Origin of the sequence: Streptomyces avidinii (assembly GCF_014650695.1) — a bacterium.
GTDB classification, from domain to species: Bacteria; Actinomycetota; Actinomycetes; order Streptomycetales; family Streptomycetaceae; genus Streptomyces; species Streptomyces avidinii.
In genome coordinates this window covers 266,701-282,182 of sequence record NZ_BMVL01000009.1, presented here as the reverse complement: position 1 = coordinate 282,182, position 15,482 = coordinate 266,701, and the positions used below count along the sequence as shown (strand labels likewise).

The following is a 15,482-nucleotide window of genomic DNA, read 5'->3' as shown; positions in this document are numbered from 1 at the left end:
CACCTCGCTCACCGGGCGCCCGGACGACGACGGGCCAGCAGGGCGCTTCCTCCGAGTACGACGCCGATGGCGAGGACCTTGGCGGCCTGGTAGTAGCCGGTAGCCAGGTTCTCGGGGGTGCCGGGCAGCCGGAGGAAGACCCACGCTGCGCAGAGAACCCCGACGACGATCAATCCGACCGCCCCCCAGGCCCCCAGGTCCGTCCACCAGGGCCCCGGGCCGTAACCCCGCTCGTCGGGCTGCTCAACGTCCTTGTCGGTCAAGGTCTCTTCTCCCGTGGGTGTAGTGACGATCGGGAGAGAAGACGCAGGGCCGGTACGGGAGGTTCACGCGTCCGGGACCGGAACCGGGACCGCCAGCATCCGAGCGGCCCGCGCGCGGCGGCGGCGCATGATCCGGGAAATAGCAAAAGCCCCAGGTCACGGCGAGTGAGTCCTGGGGCTTCTACAGAGCCGCCTTCGGGATTCGAACCCGAGACCTACGCATTACGAGTGCGTTGCTCTGGCCAACTGAGCTAAGGCGGCACCACTGGTCAGACAAGTGTTCCCTCGAAGAGGGGCGCTCATCAGCAGCGGCGCCAAGTCTACAGGGTGTGGACGGGTGCCCCGAACCAGGTTTCGCACGGGCGAGACACGGGTCACATACTCGGACGTTTACGTTGTTTTCTTCACGCGTCGCCACCGAGCCGGACGCGGGGCGGCGGGCTCAGCACTTCTTGCCCGCCGCCGGGGCCTTCCCCTCCAGGAGGTAGCGGTTGATCGCGGTGTCGATGCAGTCGCTGCCGCGGCCGTACGCCGTGTGGCCGTCGCCGTCGTAGGTGAGGAGCGTGCCCGAGTCGAGCTGGCCGGCCAGTGCCTGGGCCCACTTGTACGGGGTGGCGGGGTCGCGGGTGGTGCCCACCACCACGATCGGCGGGGCGCCCTTCGCGGCCAGCTCCTTCGCCTTGCCCGTGGCCTTCACGGGCCAGTAGGCGCAGTTCAGCGACGCCCAGGCCAGGCCCGGGCCGAAGACCGGGGAGGCCTTCTCGAAGGAGGGCAGGGCGGAGTCGACCGCCGCCGGGCCGGTGAAGGCCGGGGGCTGGTCGAGGCAGTTGACGGCGGCGTTCGCGAACATCAGGTTGGCGTACTTGCCGTCCGCTTCGCGCTCGTAGTAGCTGTCGGCCAGGCTCAGCAGGCTCGATCCGTCACCGTTCATCGCCGAGGAGAGGGCCTCGCGCAGCTGCGGCCAGGCGCTCTCGTCGTACAGGGCCGCGATCACCCCGGTCGTCGCCAGCGACTCGCCCAGCGGACGGTTCGGATCGCCTGACGGAACCGGCTGCGCGTCCACCTTGCGGAAGAAGTCCTTCAGGCGAGCCGCCACCGCGTCCGGGCCGCCCTTGCCCAGCGGGCAGTCGGGCTGCTTCGCGCAGTCCTTGGCGAAGGAGGTGAAGGCCGTCTCGAAGCCCTCGGTCTGGTCCCGGTTCAGTTCGAGCGCGGGCCGGGCGGGGTCCATGGCCCCGTCCAGGACCAGCCTGCCGACCCGGTCCGGGAAGAGGTCCGCGTACGTCGCCCCGAGCAGGGTGCCGTACGAGGCCCCGACGTAGTTGAGCTTCTGGTCGCCGAGCACCCCGCGCAGCAGGTCCATGTCCCTGGCCGCTTCGACGGTGGAGACGTGCGGCAGGACCCGCTGCGAGTTCTTCTGGCAGCCGGCCGCGAACTCCTTGAACGCAGCCACCAGCTCGGCCCGCTCGGCCTCGTCGTCCGGCGTCTGGTCCACCTGCGTGTACTTGTCCATGGCAGGGCCGTCCAGACACTCGACGGGGTTGCTGCGTTCCACCCCGCGGGGGTCGAAGGACACCATGTCGTACTGGGCCCGGACGGCCGCGGGATAGCCGATGCCCGCGTACGCCTGGAGGTAGCCGATGCCGGAGCCGCCCGGGCCGCCCGGGTTGACCAGCAGCGAGCCGAGGCGCTTGCCGGGACCGGTGGCCTTGCGCCGCGCCACCGCGATGTCGACGTCCTGGCCCGAGCCGGGGTTCGCGTAGTCCAGCGGGGCCTTCATGGTGGAGCACTCGAATCCGGGGACACCGCAGTCGCGCCAGGTCAGCTTCTGCTCGTAGTACGGGCGCAGCGCGGCCTCGTTCGGGGACGACCGGCCCGACGGCGGGGCGGACTCCGGTGTGGAGGACGCGGCGGCCCGGGGTTCCCCCGAGCCGCCCGAGGTGCACCCGGAGAGCAGCAGCCCGGCGGCTGCGATCACGGTCCCGGTGGTGCGCAGCAGGCGACTGGTGTCCATCTACGGAGCCTACGTCCTGCCGGAGGAGGTCAGCAGGCCCGCCGGGACCGGACGGCCGCACGCCTTCCGTGGCCCGCGCCGCGCAGGGCACGGACCGGGCGCTGCCCGGCCCGGCGACCGGTCCGCCCGTACGGGTGAACCCGTCAACCGGGTGTGGACCGCCGCCCGGTCGGTCCGGCCGATTTCGGCCCCGCGCAGCCCGCGATCAGCCCTCGATCAGCCCGCGCGCAGCGACATCGTCATCGCCTCGACCGCGAGGAGCGGGGCGACATTGCGGTCGAGGGCGTCCCGGCAGGCGATGATCGCCTCGATCCGGCGCAGGGTCCGCTCGGGGCCCGAGGCGCGGGCGACGCGGTCCAGGTCGGGCCGTATCTCCTCATTGGCGATGGCCACGGAGGAGCCGAGCTGCAGGGCCAGCACGTCCCGGTAGAAGCCGGTGAGATCGGTCAGCGCCAGGTCGAGGGTGTCGCGCTGGGTACGGGTGCGGCGGCGCTTCTGCCGGTCCTCCAGCTCCTTCATCACGCCCGCCGTACCGCGCGGCATCCGGCTGCCGGCGCCCGCTCCGGCGCCGAGCGCGGCGCGCAGCTCCTCGGTCTCCTTGGTGTCGACCTCCTCCGCGACCTGCTTGGCGTCCTCGGCGGCGGCGTCGACCAGCTCCTGCGCGGCCTTGAGGCAGCCGCCCACGTCGTCGACGCGCAGCGGGAGCTTCAGCACGGCGGACCGGCGGGCCCGGGCGGTCTCGTCGGTGGCGAGCCGGCGGGCCCGGTCGATGTGCCCCTGGGTCGCCCGGGCGACGGCCGCGGCCACGGCGGGCTCGATGCCGTCGCGCCGGACCAGCACGTCGGCGACGGCGTCGACGCTCGGAGTGCTCAGCGTCAGGTGCCGGCAGCGGGAACGGATGGTGGGCAGCACGTCCTCCAGCGAGGGCGCGCACAGCAGCCACACCGTCCGCGGAGCGGGCTCCTCCACGGCCTTGAGGATCACGTTGCCGGCGCCCTCGGTGAGCCGGTCGGCGTCCTCCAGCACGATGACCTGCCAGCGGCCGACGGCCGGGGAGAGCTGGGCCCGGCGGACCAGGTCGCGGGTCTCCTTCACACCGATCGACAGCAGGTCGGTGCGGACGATCTGCACGTCGGCGTGCGTACCGATGAGGGTGGTGTGGCAGCCGTCGCAGAACCCGCAGCCCGGCTCACCGCCGAGGGCACGGTCGGGGCTGGTGCACTGCAGCGCGGCCGCGAAGGCCCGGGCGGCGGTGGACCGCCCGGATCCTGGCGGTCCGGTGAACAGCCAGGCGTGGGTCATCTTGGACGACGGCGGCGGCGCGGTCCCGTCCGTGATGGCCGTGACCAGTGCGTCGGCGTCGCGGGCGGCGGCGGCCAGCTGCTTCTGGACCCGCTCCTGTCCCACCAGGTCGTCCCATACGGGCATCCCGCCCACCACCTTTCACTCTCCGTGCACCCATTGTGGCGGGCGCCACCGACAATCCCGTCCCGCCCGGCTCAGCGGCGGCGCGGTGCGCGTTCGCCCTCGTCGCCGTCCTCGTCGTCCCGGTGGCGGCCCAGCAGTTCGTCCGCCAGCGTCGGCAGATCGTCCAGCGGGGTCTCCTCCGCCCAGTCCGGGCGCGCCCGGCGCGGCCGGCCCTCGTCGTCGACGACGGGGAGCTCCCGGGTCCGGTCGTTGCCGGCGTCCCGGAAGATGCCCGACGGCACCCGGTCGGCCGGATTCTCCTCGGGGCGCTGGGCCGTCGGCCGGGTGGCGGAGCGGTGACCGCCACCACTGTCCCGCGGGGCCGGCCGGGCCTGCGCGGCCTGCGGCGCGTCCGGGCGTACGGGGGGCAGCACCGCCGTCTCGTCCGTCGCGCGGACCGGCGGCAGCACCGTGGTCTCCTCGGCGGACGACGGGTCGATCTTCGGCACCGGGACGGTCTGGGTGACGTCGTCCGGCTGGACGACCCGCTTGACCGGCGGCGCGGCCATCGGGGTCTCCACCGTCACCGCATCGTCCGGGTGCGACTCCGGCTCCGGCTCCGGCTTCTTGGTCATGCCGACCTTGGGCGCGGAAGCAGGAGCAGCAGACTGGGCAGGGGCAGGGGCAGGGGCAGGCGCCGCCGCGGCGGCCGCAGCGGCCTCCGCAGCCGCGGCCGCCGCGACAGCCGCCGCCTTGGCCGCCGCCTCGGCCTCCACCAGCCGGCGTGCCTCCTCGGCCTTCAGCAGGGCCTCCTCGGCCCTGCGCTGCTTCTCCAGCCGCCGCTCCTCGGCCTCGGCCCGCAGCCGGGCCTCCTCCTCGGCCTGCCTGCGCAGCCGCTCGGCCTCCGCCGCGCGCGCCTTCTCCTCGGCCTCCGCTCGCAGCCGCTCGGCCTCGGCCCGGACCCGGGCCTCCTCCTCGGCGCGCAGCCGCTCCTCCTGCGCCCTGCGGGCGGCCTCCGCCTCGGCCTTGATCCGCGCTTCCTCGGCCTCCCGTGCCTTGCGGGCCTCTTCCTCGGCGCGCAGCCGCTCTTCCTCGGCCTTGCGCGCGGCCTCTTCCTCGGCCCGGCGCCGGGCCTCCTCCTCGGCGAGGCGCCGCGCCTCCGCCTGGGCGGCCACCTCTGCCTCCGAGAGCGGGAGCATCCGGTCCAGGCGGTGCCGTACGACCGTGGTCACCGAATCCGGGTCCTGGCCCGCGTCGACCACGAGGTAGCGGCCGGGGTCGGACGCGGCGAGGGTCAGGAAACCGGACCGCACCCGCTGGTGGAACTCCGCCGGCTCCGACTCCAGCCGGTCCGGCGCCTCCGTGAAGCGCTCGCGTGCCGCCTCCGGCGACACGTCGAGAAGCACGGTCAGGTTCGGGACGAGTCCGTCGGTGGCCCAGCGCGAGATCCGGGCGATCTCCGTCGGGGACAGGTCACGGCCGGCGCCCTGATAGGCGACCGAGGAGTCGATGTAGCGGTCCGAGATGACGACAGCGCCGCGCTCCAGGGCCGGGCGCACCACGGTGTCCACGTGCTCCGCACGGTCGGCGGCGTACAGCAGGGCCTCGGCGCGGTTCGAGAGACCGGCGGAGGAGATGTCGAGCAGGATCGAACGGAGCCGCTTGCCGACGGGGGTCGCCCCGGGCTCCCGGGTCACCACGACCTCATGGCCCTTGCCCCGTATCCAGGCGGCCAGCGCCTCGACCTGGGTGGACTTGCCGGCCCCGTCGCCGCCTTCCAGGGCGATGAAGAAGCCGGTGGCGGACGCCGCCTGGACGGGCTCACCGCCGCGCAGCGCCTCGCGCAGGTCCCGCCGCAGGGGCACGCCCCGGCGGTCGTCGGCCTTGGTCAGCACCAGCACGGCGACGGGCAGCAGCAGGGCGCCGACCAGCATCAGGGTGAAGGCGGCGCCGCCGTGCGCGAAGACGACCTCGGCGCCGGTCAGCCGGTGCGGGCCGATCGCCGCGGCCAGGACGGGGGCGAGGACGGCGCCGAGCGCGACGGCCACCCGTACGGCCGCCTGGAGGTGCTCGGTGACCCGGGCCCGGCGGACCTCCTCGGTCTCCTGGTCCAGCAGGGTGTGGCCGGTGTTGGCCGCGACGCCCGCGGCGAGGCCGGCGAGCAGCGACAGGAAGAGCACGGTCGCCATGTCGGGGACGAGCCCGGTCAGCAGCAGCGCGGTCCCGGTCACCGCTATGGCGAGGGCCAGCAGCCGGCGCCGGGACAGGCCCGGCAGCACCTTGCCGGCCTGGGTGGCGCGGATGCCGGCGGCGGTGCCGCCGACGAGCGCGAGGACGAACAGCGCGAACGCGGCCGGGCCGCCGCCCAGGTCGAAGGCGTGCAGCACGGCGACGGCGACGGCGCTGGACACCGCTCCGGCGACCGCGGCACAGCTCAGGACCAGCAGGGGGATGGCGCCCGTACGGCCCTTGTCGGGCCGGTCGCCCGCCTTGGGGGCGCGCAGGCCCTCCAACGGGGAACGCGGACGCGGGGTCGCCCCGCCGGGCAGCACCAGCGGCAGCAGCAGCGAGACGGAGGCGGCGAAGAGGCCGGAGGCCACGTACGAGCCGAGGGCGGCCTGGTTCGCGGCGAACCAGTCGATGCCGAGGCCGAGTGCCTTGCCGACCAGGGTCGCGGCGAGCAGCACGGCCGCGGCGACGGGCAGCGCCGCGAAGGCGGTGCGCAGGGTCAGCCGGCGCAGCGCGTCCAGGTGGTCCGGGAGCGGCCGTACGGCGGCCCCCTCCAGCGGCGGCGCGGGCAGCAGGGCGGGCGCCGCACTCTCCTTGGCCAGGGTCCACAGCCGCTCGGCGGCACCGGCGACGAACACGGTGGCCAGCAGCGCGGTGAGTGCGTGGGCCGGGATCCAGTCGAGCCACAGCGGGGCGACGACGAAGAGCGCGAGGCGGACCCCGTCGGCCCCGATCATGGTCCAGCGGCGGTCCAGCTTGCCCCCGGCGCCCAGCAGCCCGGCCAGCGGGCCGAGAAGGACCGCGCCGAAGAGCAGGGTGGCGAGGATGCGGACCCCGAAGATCGCGGCGACGGCGAGGGCCGCGCCGCGGTACCCGCCGCCGAAGGCCCCTTCCGAGGCGGCGGCCTGGAGGGCCAGCAGCACCAGCACCAGGAGGGCCAGGGCATCACCGATGCCGCTCACCAACTGGGCGCTCCACAGCCGGCGCAGCCTGGGAGTGCGCAGCAGTGCGCGCACCGCACGCTCGCGGGAATCCGCGGCTAGGGCTTCGTCGTAAGTGGGGTTCGCCGGGGCGGTAACGACCGCCGGCTGCTCGGCTCGCGTCATCCGCCCAGCCTATCCGCTACGCCATGCGGGTGCGGAAGCCTGTGGACAAGGCCGGGTGTGACCCCGGACCCACCTTTCCGGGAACGGTCCGGCGCCGTTGCGGGGCTCCGCCCCGGACCCCGAGACTCGAATGCCGGCGGGGCTCCATACGGACGGGACGGGGCACGAAGCGCCCCGTCCCGTCCGTATGAGTACTACTCGTCCGCGGCCGGGGCGGCGGCCGTCTTCTTCGCCGTCGCCTTCTTGGCGGTGGTCTTCTTTGCCGCCGTCGTCTTCTTCGCGGCTGCGGTCTTCGTCGCCGTCGCCTTCTTCGCCGGGGCCTTCTTGGCGGGGGCCTTCTTCGCCACCTTCTTGGCCGGGCCCTTCGCGCGCTTCTCCGCGAGCAGCTCGTAGCCCCGCTCCGGCGTGATCGTCTCGACGTCGTCGTCCCGCCGCAGCGTCGCGTTCGTCTCGCCGTCCGTCACGTACGGGCCGAAGCGGCCGTCCTTGACCACCACCGGCTTCTCGCTGACCGGGTCCGTGCCCAGCTCCTTGAGCGGCGGCTTGGCCGCGGCCCGGCCCCGCTGCTTGGGCTGCGCGTAGATCGCGAGGGCCTCGTCCAGCGTGATCGAGAAGAGCTGGTCCTCGGTCTCCAGCGACCGCGAGTCCGTGCCCTTCTTCAGGTACGGGCCGTAGCGGCCGTTCTGGGCCGTGATCTCCACGCCCTCCGCGTCCGCGCCGACGACGCGCGGCAACGACATCAGCTTCAGCGCCTCGTCGAGGGTGACCGTGTCCAGGCTCATGGACTTGAAGAGCGAGGCCGTCCGCGGCTTGACCGCGTTCTTGCCCGTCTTCGGGGTGCCCTCGGGGAGGATCTCCGTCACGTACGGCCCGTAGCGGCCGTCCTTGGCGACGATCTCGTTGCCGCTGACCGGGTCCTTGCCGAGCTCGAACTCGCCGCTCGGCTTCGCGAACAGCTCCTCCGCGTACTCGACGGTCAGCTCGTCCGGAGCCATGTCCTCCGGGACGTCGGCGCGCTGGTGGCCCTCCGCGTCCTTCTCGCCGCGCTCGATGTACGGCCCGTAGCGGCCGACCCGGAGCACGATGCCCTCGCCGACCGGGAAGGAGGAGATCTCCCGGGCGTCGATCGCACCGAGGTCCGTGACCAGCTCCTTCAGACCACCGAGGTGGTCCCCGTCGGCCGGCACGACCTCGGTCGCGTCCTCCGAGCCGAAGTAGAACCGCTTCAGCCACGGCACGGACTGGGCCTCGCCCCGCGCGATGCGGTCGAGGTCGTCCTCCATCTTCGCGGTGAAGTCGTAGTCGACGAGCCGCCCGAAGTGCGTCTCCAGCAGGTTCACCACGGCGAACGACAGGAAGGACGGCACGAGCGCCGTGCCCTTCTTGAAGACGTAGCCGCGGTCGAGGATCGTGCCGATGATCGACGCGTACGTCGACGGACGGCCGATCTCACGCTCTTCGAGCTCCTTGACGAGCGAGGCCTCGGTGTAGCGGGCCGGCGGCTTGGTCGAGTGCCCGTCCGCCGTGATCTCCTCGGCGGCCAGCGCGTCGCCCTGCGCGACCTGCGGCAGCCGCTTCTCACGGTCGTCGAGCTCGGCGTTCGGGTCGTCCGCGCCCTCGACGTACGCCTTCATGAAGCCGTGGAAGGTGATCGTCTTGCCGGAGGCGGTGAACTCGGCGTCACGCCCGTCCGAGGCACGGCCGCCGATCTTCACGGTGACGCTGTTGCCGACCGCGTCCTTCATCTGGGAGGCGACGGTCCGCTTCCAGATCAGCTCGTACAGGCGGAACTGGTCGCCGGTCAGGCCCGTCTCGGCCGGGGTGCGGAAACGATCACCCGAAGGACGGATCGCCTCGTGCGCCTCCTGGGCGTTCTTGACCTTGCCGGCGTAGATGCGCGGCTTCTCCGGCAGGTAGTCGGCCCCGTAGAGCTGGGTGACCTGCGCCCGCGCCGCCGACACCGCGGTGTCGGACAGCGTGGTGGAGTCGGTACGCATATAGGTGATGAAGCCGTTCTCGTACAGCTTCTGCGCCACCTGCATCGTCGCCTTCGCACCGAAGCCCAGCTTGCGCGAGGCCTCCTGCTGGAGCGTCGTCGTGCGGAAGGGGGCGTACGGGGAACGGCGGTACGGCTTGGACTCGACCGAGCGGACCGCGAACGAGGTGTCCGCCAGCGCGGCGGCAAGCGCCCGGGCGCCCGCCTCGTCGAGGTGCAGCACCTCGCTCTTGAGCTGCCCGTTCGAGCCGAAGTCACGGCCCTGGGCGATGCGCTTGCCATCGACCGTGTTCAGCCGGGCGACCAGCGTGGAGGGGTCGGAGGCGTCACCGGCACGGCCGGTGGAGAAGGTTCCGGTCAGGTCCCAGTACTCGGCGGAGCGGAAGGCGATGCGCTCGCGCTCCCGCTCGACGACCATGCGCGTGGCCACCGACTGGACGCGGCCCGCCGACAGCTTCGGCATGACCTTCTTCCACAGGACCGGCGAGACCTCGTAGCCGTAGAGGCGGTCGAGGATGCGGCGGGTCTCCTGGGCGTCGACCATGCGCTGGTTGAGCTCGCGCGGGTTGGCGACGGCGTCGCGGATCGCGTCCTTGGTGATCTCGTGGAAGACCATCCGGTGGACGGGGACCTTGGGCTTGAGGACTTCCTGCAGGTGCCACGCGATGGCTTCGCCCTCGCGGTCCTCATCGGTGGCGAGGAAGAGTTCGTCGGACTCGGCCAGCAGCTCCTTGAGCTTCCTGACCTGGGACTTCTTGTCCGCGTTGACGACGTAGATCGGCGCGAAGTCGTGCTCGACGTCCACACCGAGGCGACGGACCTCGCCGGTGTACTTGTCGGGAACCTCGGCCGCGCCGTTCGGGAGGTCGCGGATGTGCCCGACGCTCGCCTCGACGACGTATCCGGGGCCGAGGTAGCCCTTGATCGTCTTCGCCTTGGCTGGGGACTCGACGATGACGAGTCGGCGGCCGCCCTTTGCGGTCTCGCTAGTCGGGGACAACTTGGCTCTTCTCTCCGGTCGGCACTCGGTCGCAGTACGGCGACGCTGCGGAGTGTGACGGTACAACCCGCCCCCGTGTCAAACGGCAGAAGCCCGCAACGGCCACTCGAACGGTAACCCGACAAGTGCCGTTTCTGCCGCCCGGATGCCGCGCCGGGGCGTTCGCGATCACCGGGCCGAGTGGCGCAAGGGCCGTCTGGCCGCGCCTTCGCACCCGGTCGCGCGCCTGCTCCGGCCTCGTGTTTTCGTGCCGGAGGAGGGCCGTGATCCCGGTCCGGCCGAGCCCCGCGATCTCGCTGTGGCTGCCGCGCGAGGCGCCCCGGTCCGAGGGCCGTCGGCGCTGCGCCGACGAGCCGGACCGGCGGCAGGCCCGCGACGGGGCGCGCGCCGTCCGCCACCGCTGCGCGGTGGAGGCGTGCGTGCCCCGTCCAGGCCTGCAGAGCCGCCCCGAGCAGCGGGAACACGGCCGCGCGAAGATCGCCGGACCGTTTTCCGCGCCGCTCTCCCTGTACCCCCGGGCCGCCCTCGGGATCCCCCCGGATCCCTCTGACCGGCAGACTGACAGCCCCGGGGATACGCCGGGCGAACCCCGGGTTACATCCAGGTGCCCTACTGCGTGCGGCCCGCCACGGGGTCCAGGAAACCCTGCTCGACCAGCAGCCGGATGGCTTCCGGAGTGCGGTCCCGCAGCACGATCGGGTCCTCCTGCATCAGCTGCGCGATCGCGTCCAGGATCCGGCCCGCGCTCAGTGAGCCGTCACACACTCCGGCGAACCCGGCGCCGACCGTGTCGACCTTGGTCGCGCGGCGCATTCCGCGGTTCTGCCGCAGCACGACGTGTTCCGGATCCTCCGCGCCGGGCGCGCCGACCTGCTCCTGGACCACTTCCTCGGCCAGCGCGAAATGGGCCTCCAGCAGGGCCGCGTCGTCGTGCTCGCGCAAGTAGTCCTGGCGGGCGAAATGGGCCAGCACGGCGTCGCCGAGCGGCTGCTCGACCGTGTGCGGCCACTCCTCGACCACGATCGAGGGCTCGGCCGCGTCCGTCCGGCGCAAGGTGATCCACCCGAAGCCGACGGACTTGGTCCCGCGGGCCTCGAACTCGTCCAGCCAGTCCTCGTACCGGCGCGCGTACTCGGCCGGGTCGGTCCGGTGGTCACCCGCGTCGCGCAGCCACAGCTCGGCGTACTGCGTCACGTCCTGCACGTCACGCTGCACGATCCAGGCGTCGCAGCCGCGCGGCACCCAGGAGCGGAGCCGGTCGTGCCAGTCCTCGCCCTCCACGTGCTGCCAGTTGCCGAGGAACTGCGCGTACCCGCCCTGATTGAGCCGCGCGCCGGACTCCTGGACCAGGGTCCGGCACAGGTCGTCGCCGCCCATGCCGCCGTCCCGGTACGTCAGCCGGGCGCCGGGGGAGATCACGAACGGCGGGTTCGACACGATCAGGTCGTACGTGGCGTCGCCGACCGGCTCGAAGAGCGACCCGGTGAGCAGCTCGGCCTCCGGGGCCCCGGACAGCGCCAGCGTCAGGCGGGTGAATTCCAGGGCCCTGGGGTTGACGTCCGTGGCGGTGACCCGGGTGGCGTGCCGGGAGGCGTGCAGCGCCTGGATTCCGGATCCGGTGCCGACGTCGAGGGCCGAGCCGACCGGGGTGCGGACGGTGATCCCGGCCAGGGTGGTGGAGGCGCCGCCCACGCCGAGGACCACTCCCTCCTCGCGGCTGCCGATCCCGCCGATCCCGCCGGCCCCGCCGACGGAGCAGCCGAGGTCGGAGACGATGAACCAGTCCTCGCCGTCGGGGCCGCCGTACGGGCGTACGTCGACGGTGGCGTGCACCTCGTCGCCCTCCAGCCGCAGCCAGCCGTCGGCCAGGGCCGCCTCGACCGGCAGCGCCTCGGCGGCGTGCACGTACGGCTCGGGCTGCTGGAGCAGGAAGAGCCGGACCAGGCTCGCGAGCGCCCCGTCGCCGGGGCCGCGGGTGGCGCGCAGGGCCGGAACGGTCTCGCTGCGGGCCAGTGCGGCGTAGGCGGGGGCGCCGAGCAGGTCGAGCAGCCCGTCTGCGGTGAAACCGGCGGCCAGCAGGGCTTCGCGGAGCTCGGCGGCGCGGTCGGGCGTGGGAAGGCTGGTGGTACTCACGCGTCCATTGTGTCCGCTGGGACCCGTCCTGCCGATCACACCGGGCCCGGGGGCACGAAAGGGCGGCCGCGGCCCCCTTGCGGGACCCCGGCCGCCCTGATCGACGTACCGCGCCGAACGCCGCCCCCGAAGGCGGGCCGCGCTACTGCGGAGCCGCGGAGGACGTCGCGACCTGGCAGCCCTTCTGGCTGTTGATCGCCTTGTCCAGGCCGCCCGCGTTGAGCTGGGCGAGCGCGTCCTGGCCGCCCTTCGTCGCCTCCTGGAGGCCGCCCGCGACCTCCTTGAGGCCGTCGGCGAACTTCGGCTGGTCCTTCGGGTCGAGGGCGTCCATCTTCGCCTTCAGGTCGGCGTAGCCCTTCGAGGTCGACTCGAAGCCCTTGGCCGCCGCCGCCTGGGTCGCGGCGCCGTTCTTGACGGGCGGAACGCCCGCCGACTGCAGGGCGGCCCCCATCGTCCTGTACGACTCGGACATGGTCCCGAAGGCCGCCGAGTCGGTCTTCTGGACGTCCTCGGGCTTACTGCTCTCCGAGGCCACCCGCTTGATGTCGGCGTTGGCGGTCTCGATCTTCTTGAGTTCGGGTTGCCACTGGTCACAGACCTTTTTGGCCCAGGTGCCGGCCTTCTCGTCGGTCTCGTCCCCGCCGCAGCCGGACAGGACGAGCATCAGCACCGCACCGCCCGACATTGCGGCCGCAAGCTTCTTGTTCACCGGATTGGTCCCTTCGAAGGCTCTCGGCCCGGAAGATACACGCCTACCGTCCGGTGACGCACAAAGGCGGACAGACGGCGCGTGAGTCCGCGCCGCCCGTCCGCCGTTCGGGCGTACCGGCCGGCCCTGCCCGGCCCTGCCCGGCCCGCTGGCCGAACCTCGGGTCAGGAGACCGTCGCGGGGTCGGCCGACTGAGCCACCCGCTCGGCGGCTCCGCCTTCGGTCTCGTCGCCGACGGCGATGCCGCGGCGCTTGGAGATGTACACCGCGGCGACGATCACGCCGATCGCGAGGACCGCGACGATCGCCCGCACCGTCGGGCTGCTGTCCGTGCCGTAGCTGAACTGCACGACGGCGGGAGCGATCAGCAGCGCCACCAGGTTCATGACCTTGAGCAGCGGGTTGATCGCGGGACCGGCGGTGTCCTTGAACGGGTCGCCGACCGTGTCGCCGATGACGACCGCGGCGTGGGCCTCGCTGCCCTTGCCGCCGTGGTGACCGTCCTCGACGAGCTTCTTCGCGTTGTCCCACGCGCCGCCGGAGTTGGCGAGGAAGACCGCCATCAGGGTGCCCGTGCCGATGGCTCCGGCGAGGAAGGAGCCGAGGGCGCCCACACCGAGGGAGAAGCCGACGGCGATGGGGGTGAGCACGGCGAGCAGACCGGGCGTGGCGAGCTCGCGCAGCGCGTCCTTGGTGCAGATGTCGACGACGCGCCCGTACTCGGGCTTCTCGGTGTAGTCCATGATCCCGGGGTGCTCGCGGAACTGGCGGCGCACCTCGTAGACGACGGCGCCCGCGGAGCGGGAGACGGCGTTGATGGCGAGGCCGGAGAACAGGAACACGACCGCCGCGCCCAGGATCAGCCCGACGAGGTTGTTGGGCTGTGCGATGTCGAGGCTGAGGTTCATCTCCCCGGCCTTGGCACCGACTTCCCTGACCGCGGTGGCGATCGCGTCGTTGTACGAGCCGAAGAGCGCCGCCGCGGCGAGCACGGCCGTGGCGATGGCGATGCCCTTGGTGATGGCCTTGGTGGTGTTGCCCACGGCGTCGAGGTCGGTCAGGACCTGCGCACCGGCGCCCTCGACGTCGCCGGACATCTCGGCGATGCCCTGGGCGTTGTCGGAGACGGGCCCGAAGGTGTCCATGGCGACGATGACGCCGACGGTGGTGAGCAGGCCGGTGCCGGCCAGGGCCACCGCGAAGAGCGCGAGCAGGATCGACGTACCGCCGAGCAGGAACGCCCCGTAGACGCCGAGGCCGATGAGCAGCGCCGTGTAGACGGCGGACTCCAGACCGACGGAGATGCCGGCGAGGACGACGGTGGCCGCGCCGGTCAGGGAGGACTTGCCGATGTCCCGGACGGGGCGCCGGTTGGTCTCCGTGAAGTAGCCGGTCAGCTGCTGGATCAGGGCCGCGAGCACGATGCCGATGGCGACGGCGACGACGGCCAGGACGCGCGGGTCACCGGAGTGGTTGGTGATCGCCGGGTTCTCGACGCCGACCAGCTCCTTGTAGGTGGCCGGCAGGTAGGCGTAGACGGCGATCGCGACCAGCACCAGGGAGATCACGGCCGAGATGAAGAAGCCGCGGTTGATGGCGGTCATGCCGCTGCGGTCGGAGCGCCGCGGGGAGACCGCGAAGATGCCGATCATCGCGGTGATGACGCCGATCGCGGGGACGATCAGCGGGAAGGCGAGGCCCAGGTCGCCGAAGGCGGCCTTGCCGAGGATGAGCGCGGCCACGAGGGTGACGGCGTAGGACTCGAAGAGGTCGGCCGCCATTCCGGCGCAGTCTCCGACGTTGTCGCCCACGTTGTCGGCGATGGTCGCGGCATTGCGCGGGTCGTCCTCCGGAATGCCCTGCTCGACCTTGCCGACCAGGTCGGCGCCGACGTCGGCGGCCTTGGTGAAGATTCCGCCGCCCACGCGCATGAACATCGCGATCAGGGCGGCCCCGAGGCCGAAGCCCTCCAGGACCTTGGGGGCGTCGGCGGCGTAGACCAGCACGACGCAGGAGGCGCCGAACAGGCCGAGACCGACGGTGAACATGCCGACGACGCCACCCGTGCGGAAGGCGATCTTCATCGCCTTGTGGGAGACCTCGGTCAGGTCCTTGGCGGGCTCCCCCTCGGCCGGGGTGGCCTCGCGTGCGGCGGCGGCGACGCGCACGTTGGCGCGGACCGCCAGACGCATGCCGATGTAGCCGGTGGCGGCCGAGAAGATGGCGCCCACGAGGAAGAAGGCGGACCGCCCGCTCCGCTGGGACCAGTCGTCGGCGGGGAGCAGGAAGAGCAGGAAGAAGACCACGACGGCGAAGACGCCGAGGGTGCGCAACTGCCGGCCGAGATAGGCGTTGGCGCCTTCCTGGACGGCTGCTGCGATCTTCTTCATGCTGTCGGTTCCCTCGTCTGCGGCGAGTACCTGGCGGACCAGGATCTGCGCGACGACGAGTGCGGCGAGTGCCACGGCCGCAATGACGATCACGATGAGCCGATTGTCATCAGTGAGTACTGCGGATGCCAGATCTGTGGTGCGACCCGGCGCAATGGGGGTGAAGAGCCCCGTCATTCGTCCTCCTTGACGTGATGAGCTCAAGATGTGGACGGATTGTAGGGAGCGCGACCCGATC

8 protein-coding genes and 1 tRNA gene are annotated in these 15,482 nt (G+C 72.5%); all 9 read right to left on the bottom strand.

Going from position 1 to position 15,482, the window contains the following annotated elements; translation table 11 throughout:
- Nucleotides 1–8: 8 nt before the first annotated feature.
- Entirely contained in the window at nt 9–263 is a 255-nt protein-coding gene (locus IE257_RS24470) for a hypothetical protein (protein WP_189972050.1), read from the bottom strand.
- 187 nt (nt 264–450) lie between these two features.
- Nucleotides 451–524, bottom strand: a tRNA-Thr gene (locus IE257_RS24465).
- 181 nt (nt 525–705) lie between these two features.
- Nucleotides 706–2,274 carry an alpha/beta hydrolase gene (locus tag IE257_RS24460; protein WP_189972048.1) on the bottom strand — a complete coding sequence of 523 codons (1,569 nt, stop codon included), beginning with the start codon at nt 2,272–2,274 and terminating at the stop codon, nt 706–708.
- Nucleotides 2,275–2,490: 216 nt separating this feature from the next.
- A complete protein-coding gene (locus IE257_RS24455; RefSeq protein WP_189972046.1) occupies nt 2,491–3,702 on the bottom strand; it encodes a DNA polymerase III subunit delta' in 1,212 nt (403 codons plus the stop codon).
- Nucleotides 3,703–3,773: 71 nt separating this feature from the next.
- On the bottom strand, nt 3,774–7,016 hold the full coding sequence (gene tmk, locus IE257_RS24450) for a dTMP kinase (RefSeq protein WP_189972044.1): 3,243 nt from the start codon (nt 7,014–7,016) through the stop codon (nt 3,774–3,776).
- Between the two features lie 194 nt (nt 7,017–7,210).
- Nucleotides 7,211–10,012, bottom strand: coding sequence for a type I DNA topoisomerase (gene topA / locus IE257_RS24445; protein ID WP_189972042.1), 2,802 nt, complete (start codon nt 10,010–10,012; stop codon nt 7,211–7,213).
- Between the two features lie 609 nt (nt 10,013–10,621).
- Nucleotides 10,622–12,145, bottom strand: coding sequence for a DUF7059 domain-containing protein (locus IE257_RS24440; protein ID WP_189972040.1), 1,524 nt, complete (start codon nt 12,143–12,145; stop codon nt 10,622–10,624).
- Between the two features lie 142 nt (nt 12,146–12,287).
- Nucleotides 12,288–12,854 carry a small secreted protein gene (locus IE257_RS24435; RefSeq protein ID WP_189972038.1) on the bottom strand — a complete coding sequence of 189 codons (567 nt, stop codon included), beginning with the start codon at nt 12,852–12,854 and terminating at the stop codon, nt 12,288–12,290.
- 164 nt (nt 12,855–13,018) lie between these two features.
- Nucleotides 13,019–15,421, bottom strand: coding sequence for a sodium-translocating pyrophosphatase (locus IE257_RS24430; protein ID WP_189972036.1), 2,403 nt, complete (start codon nt 15,419–15,421; stop codon nt 13,019–13,021).
- Between the last annotated feature and the right edge of the window lie 61 nt (nt 15,422–15,482).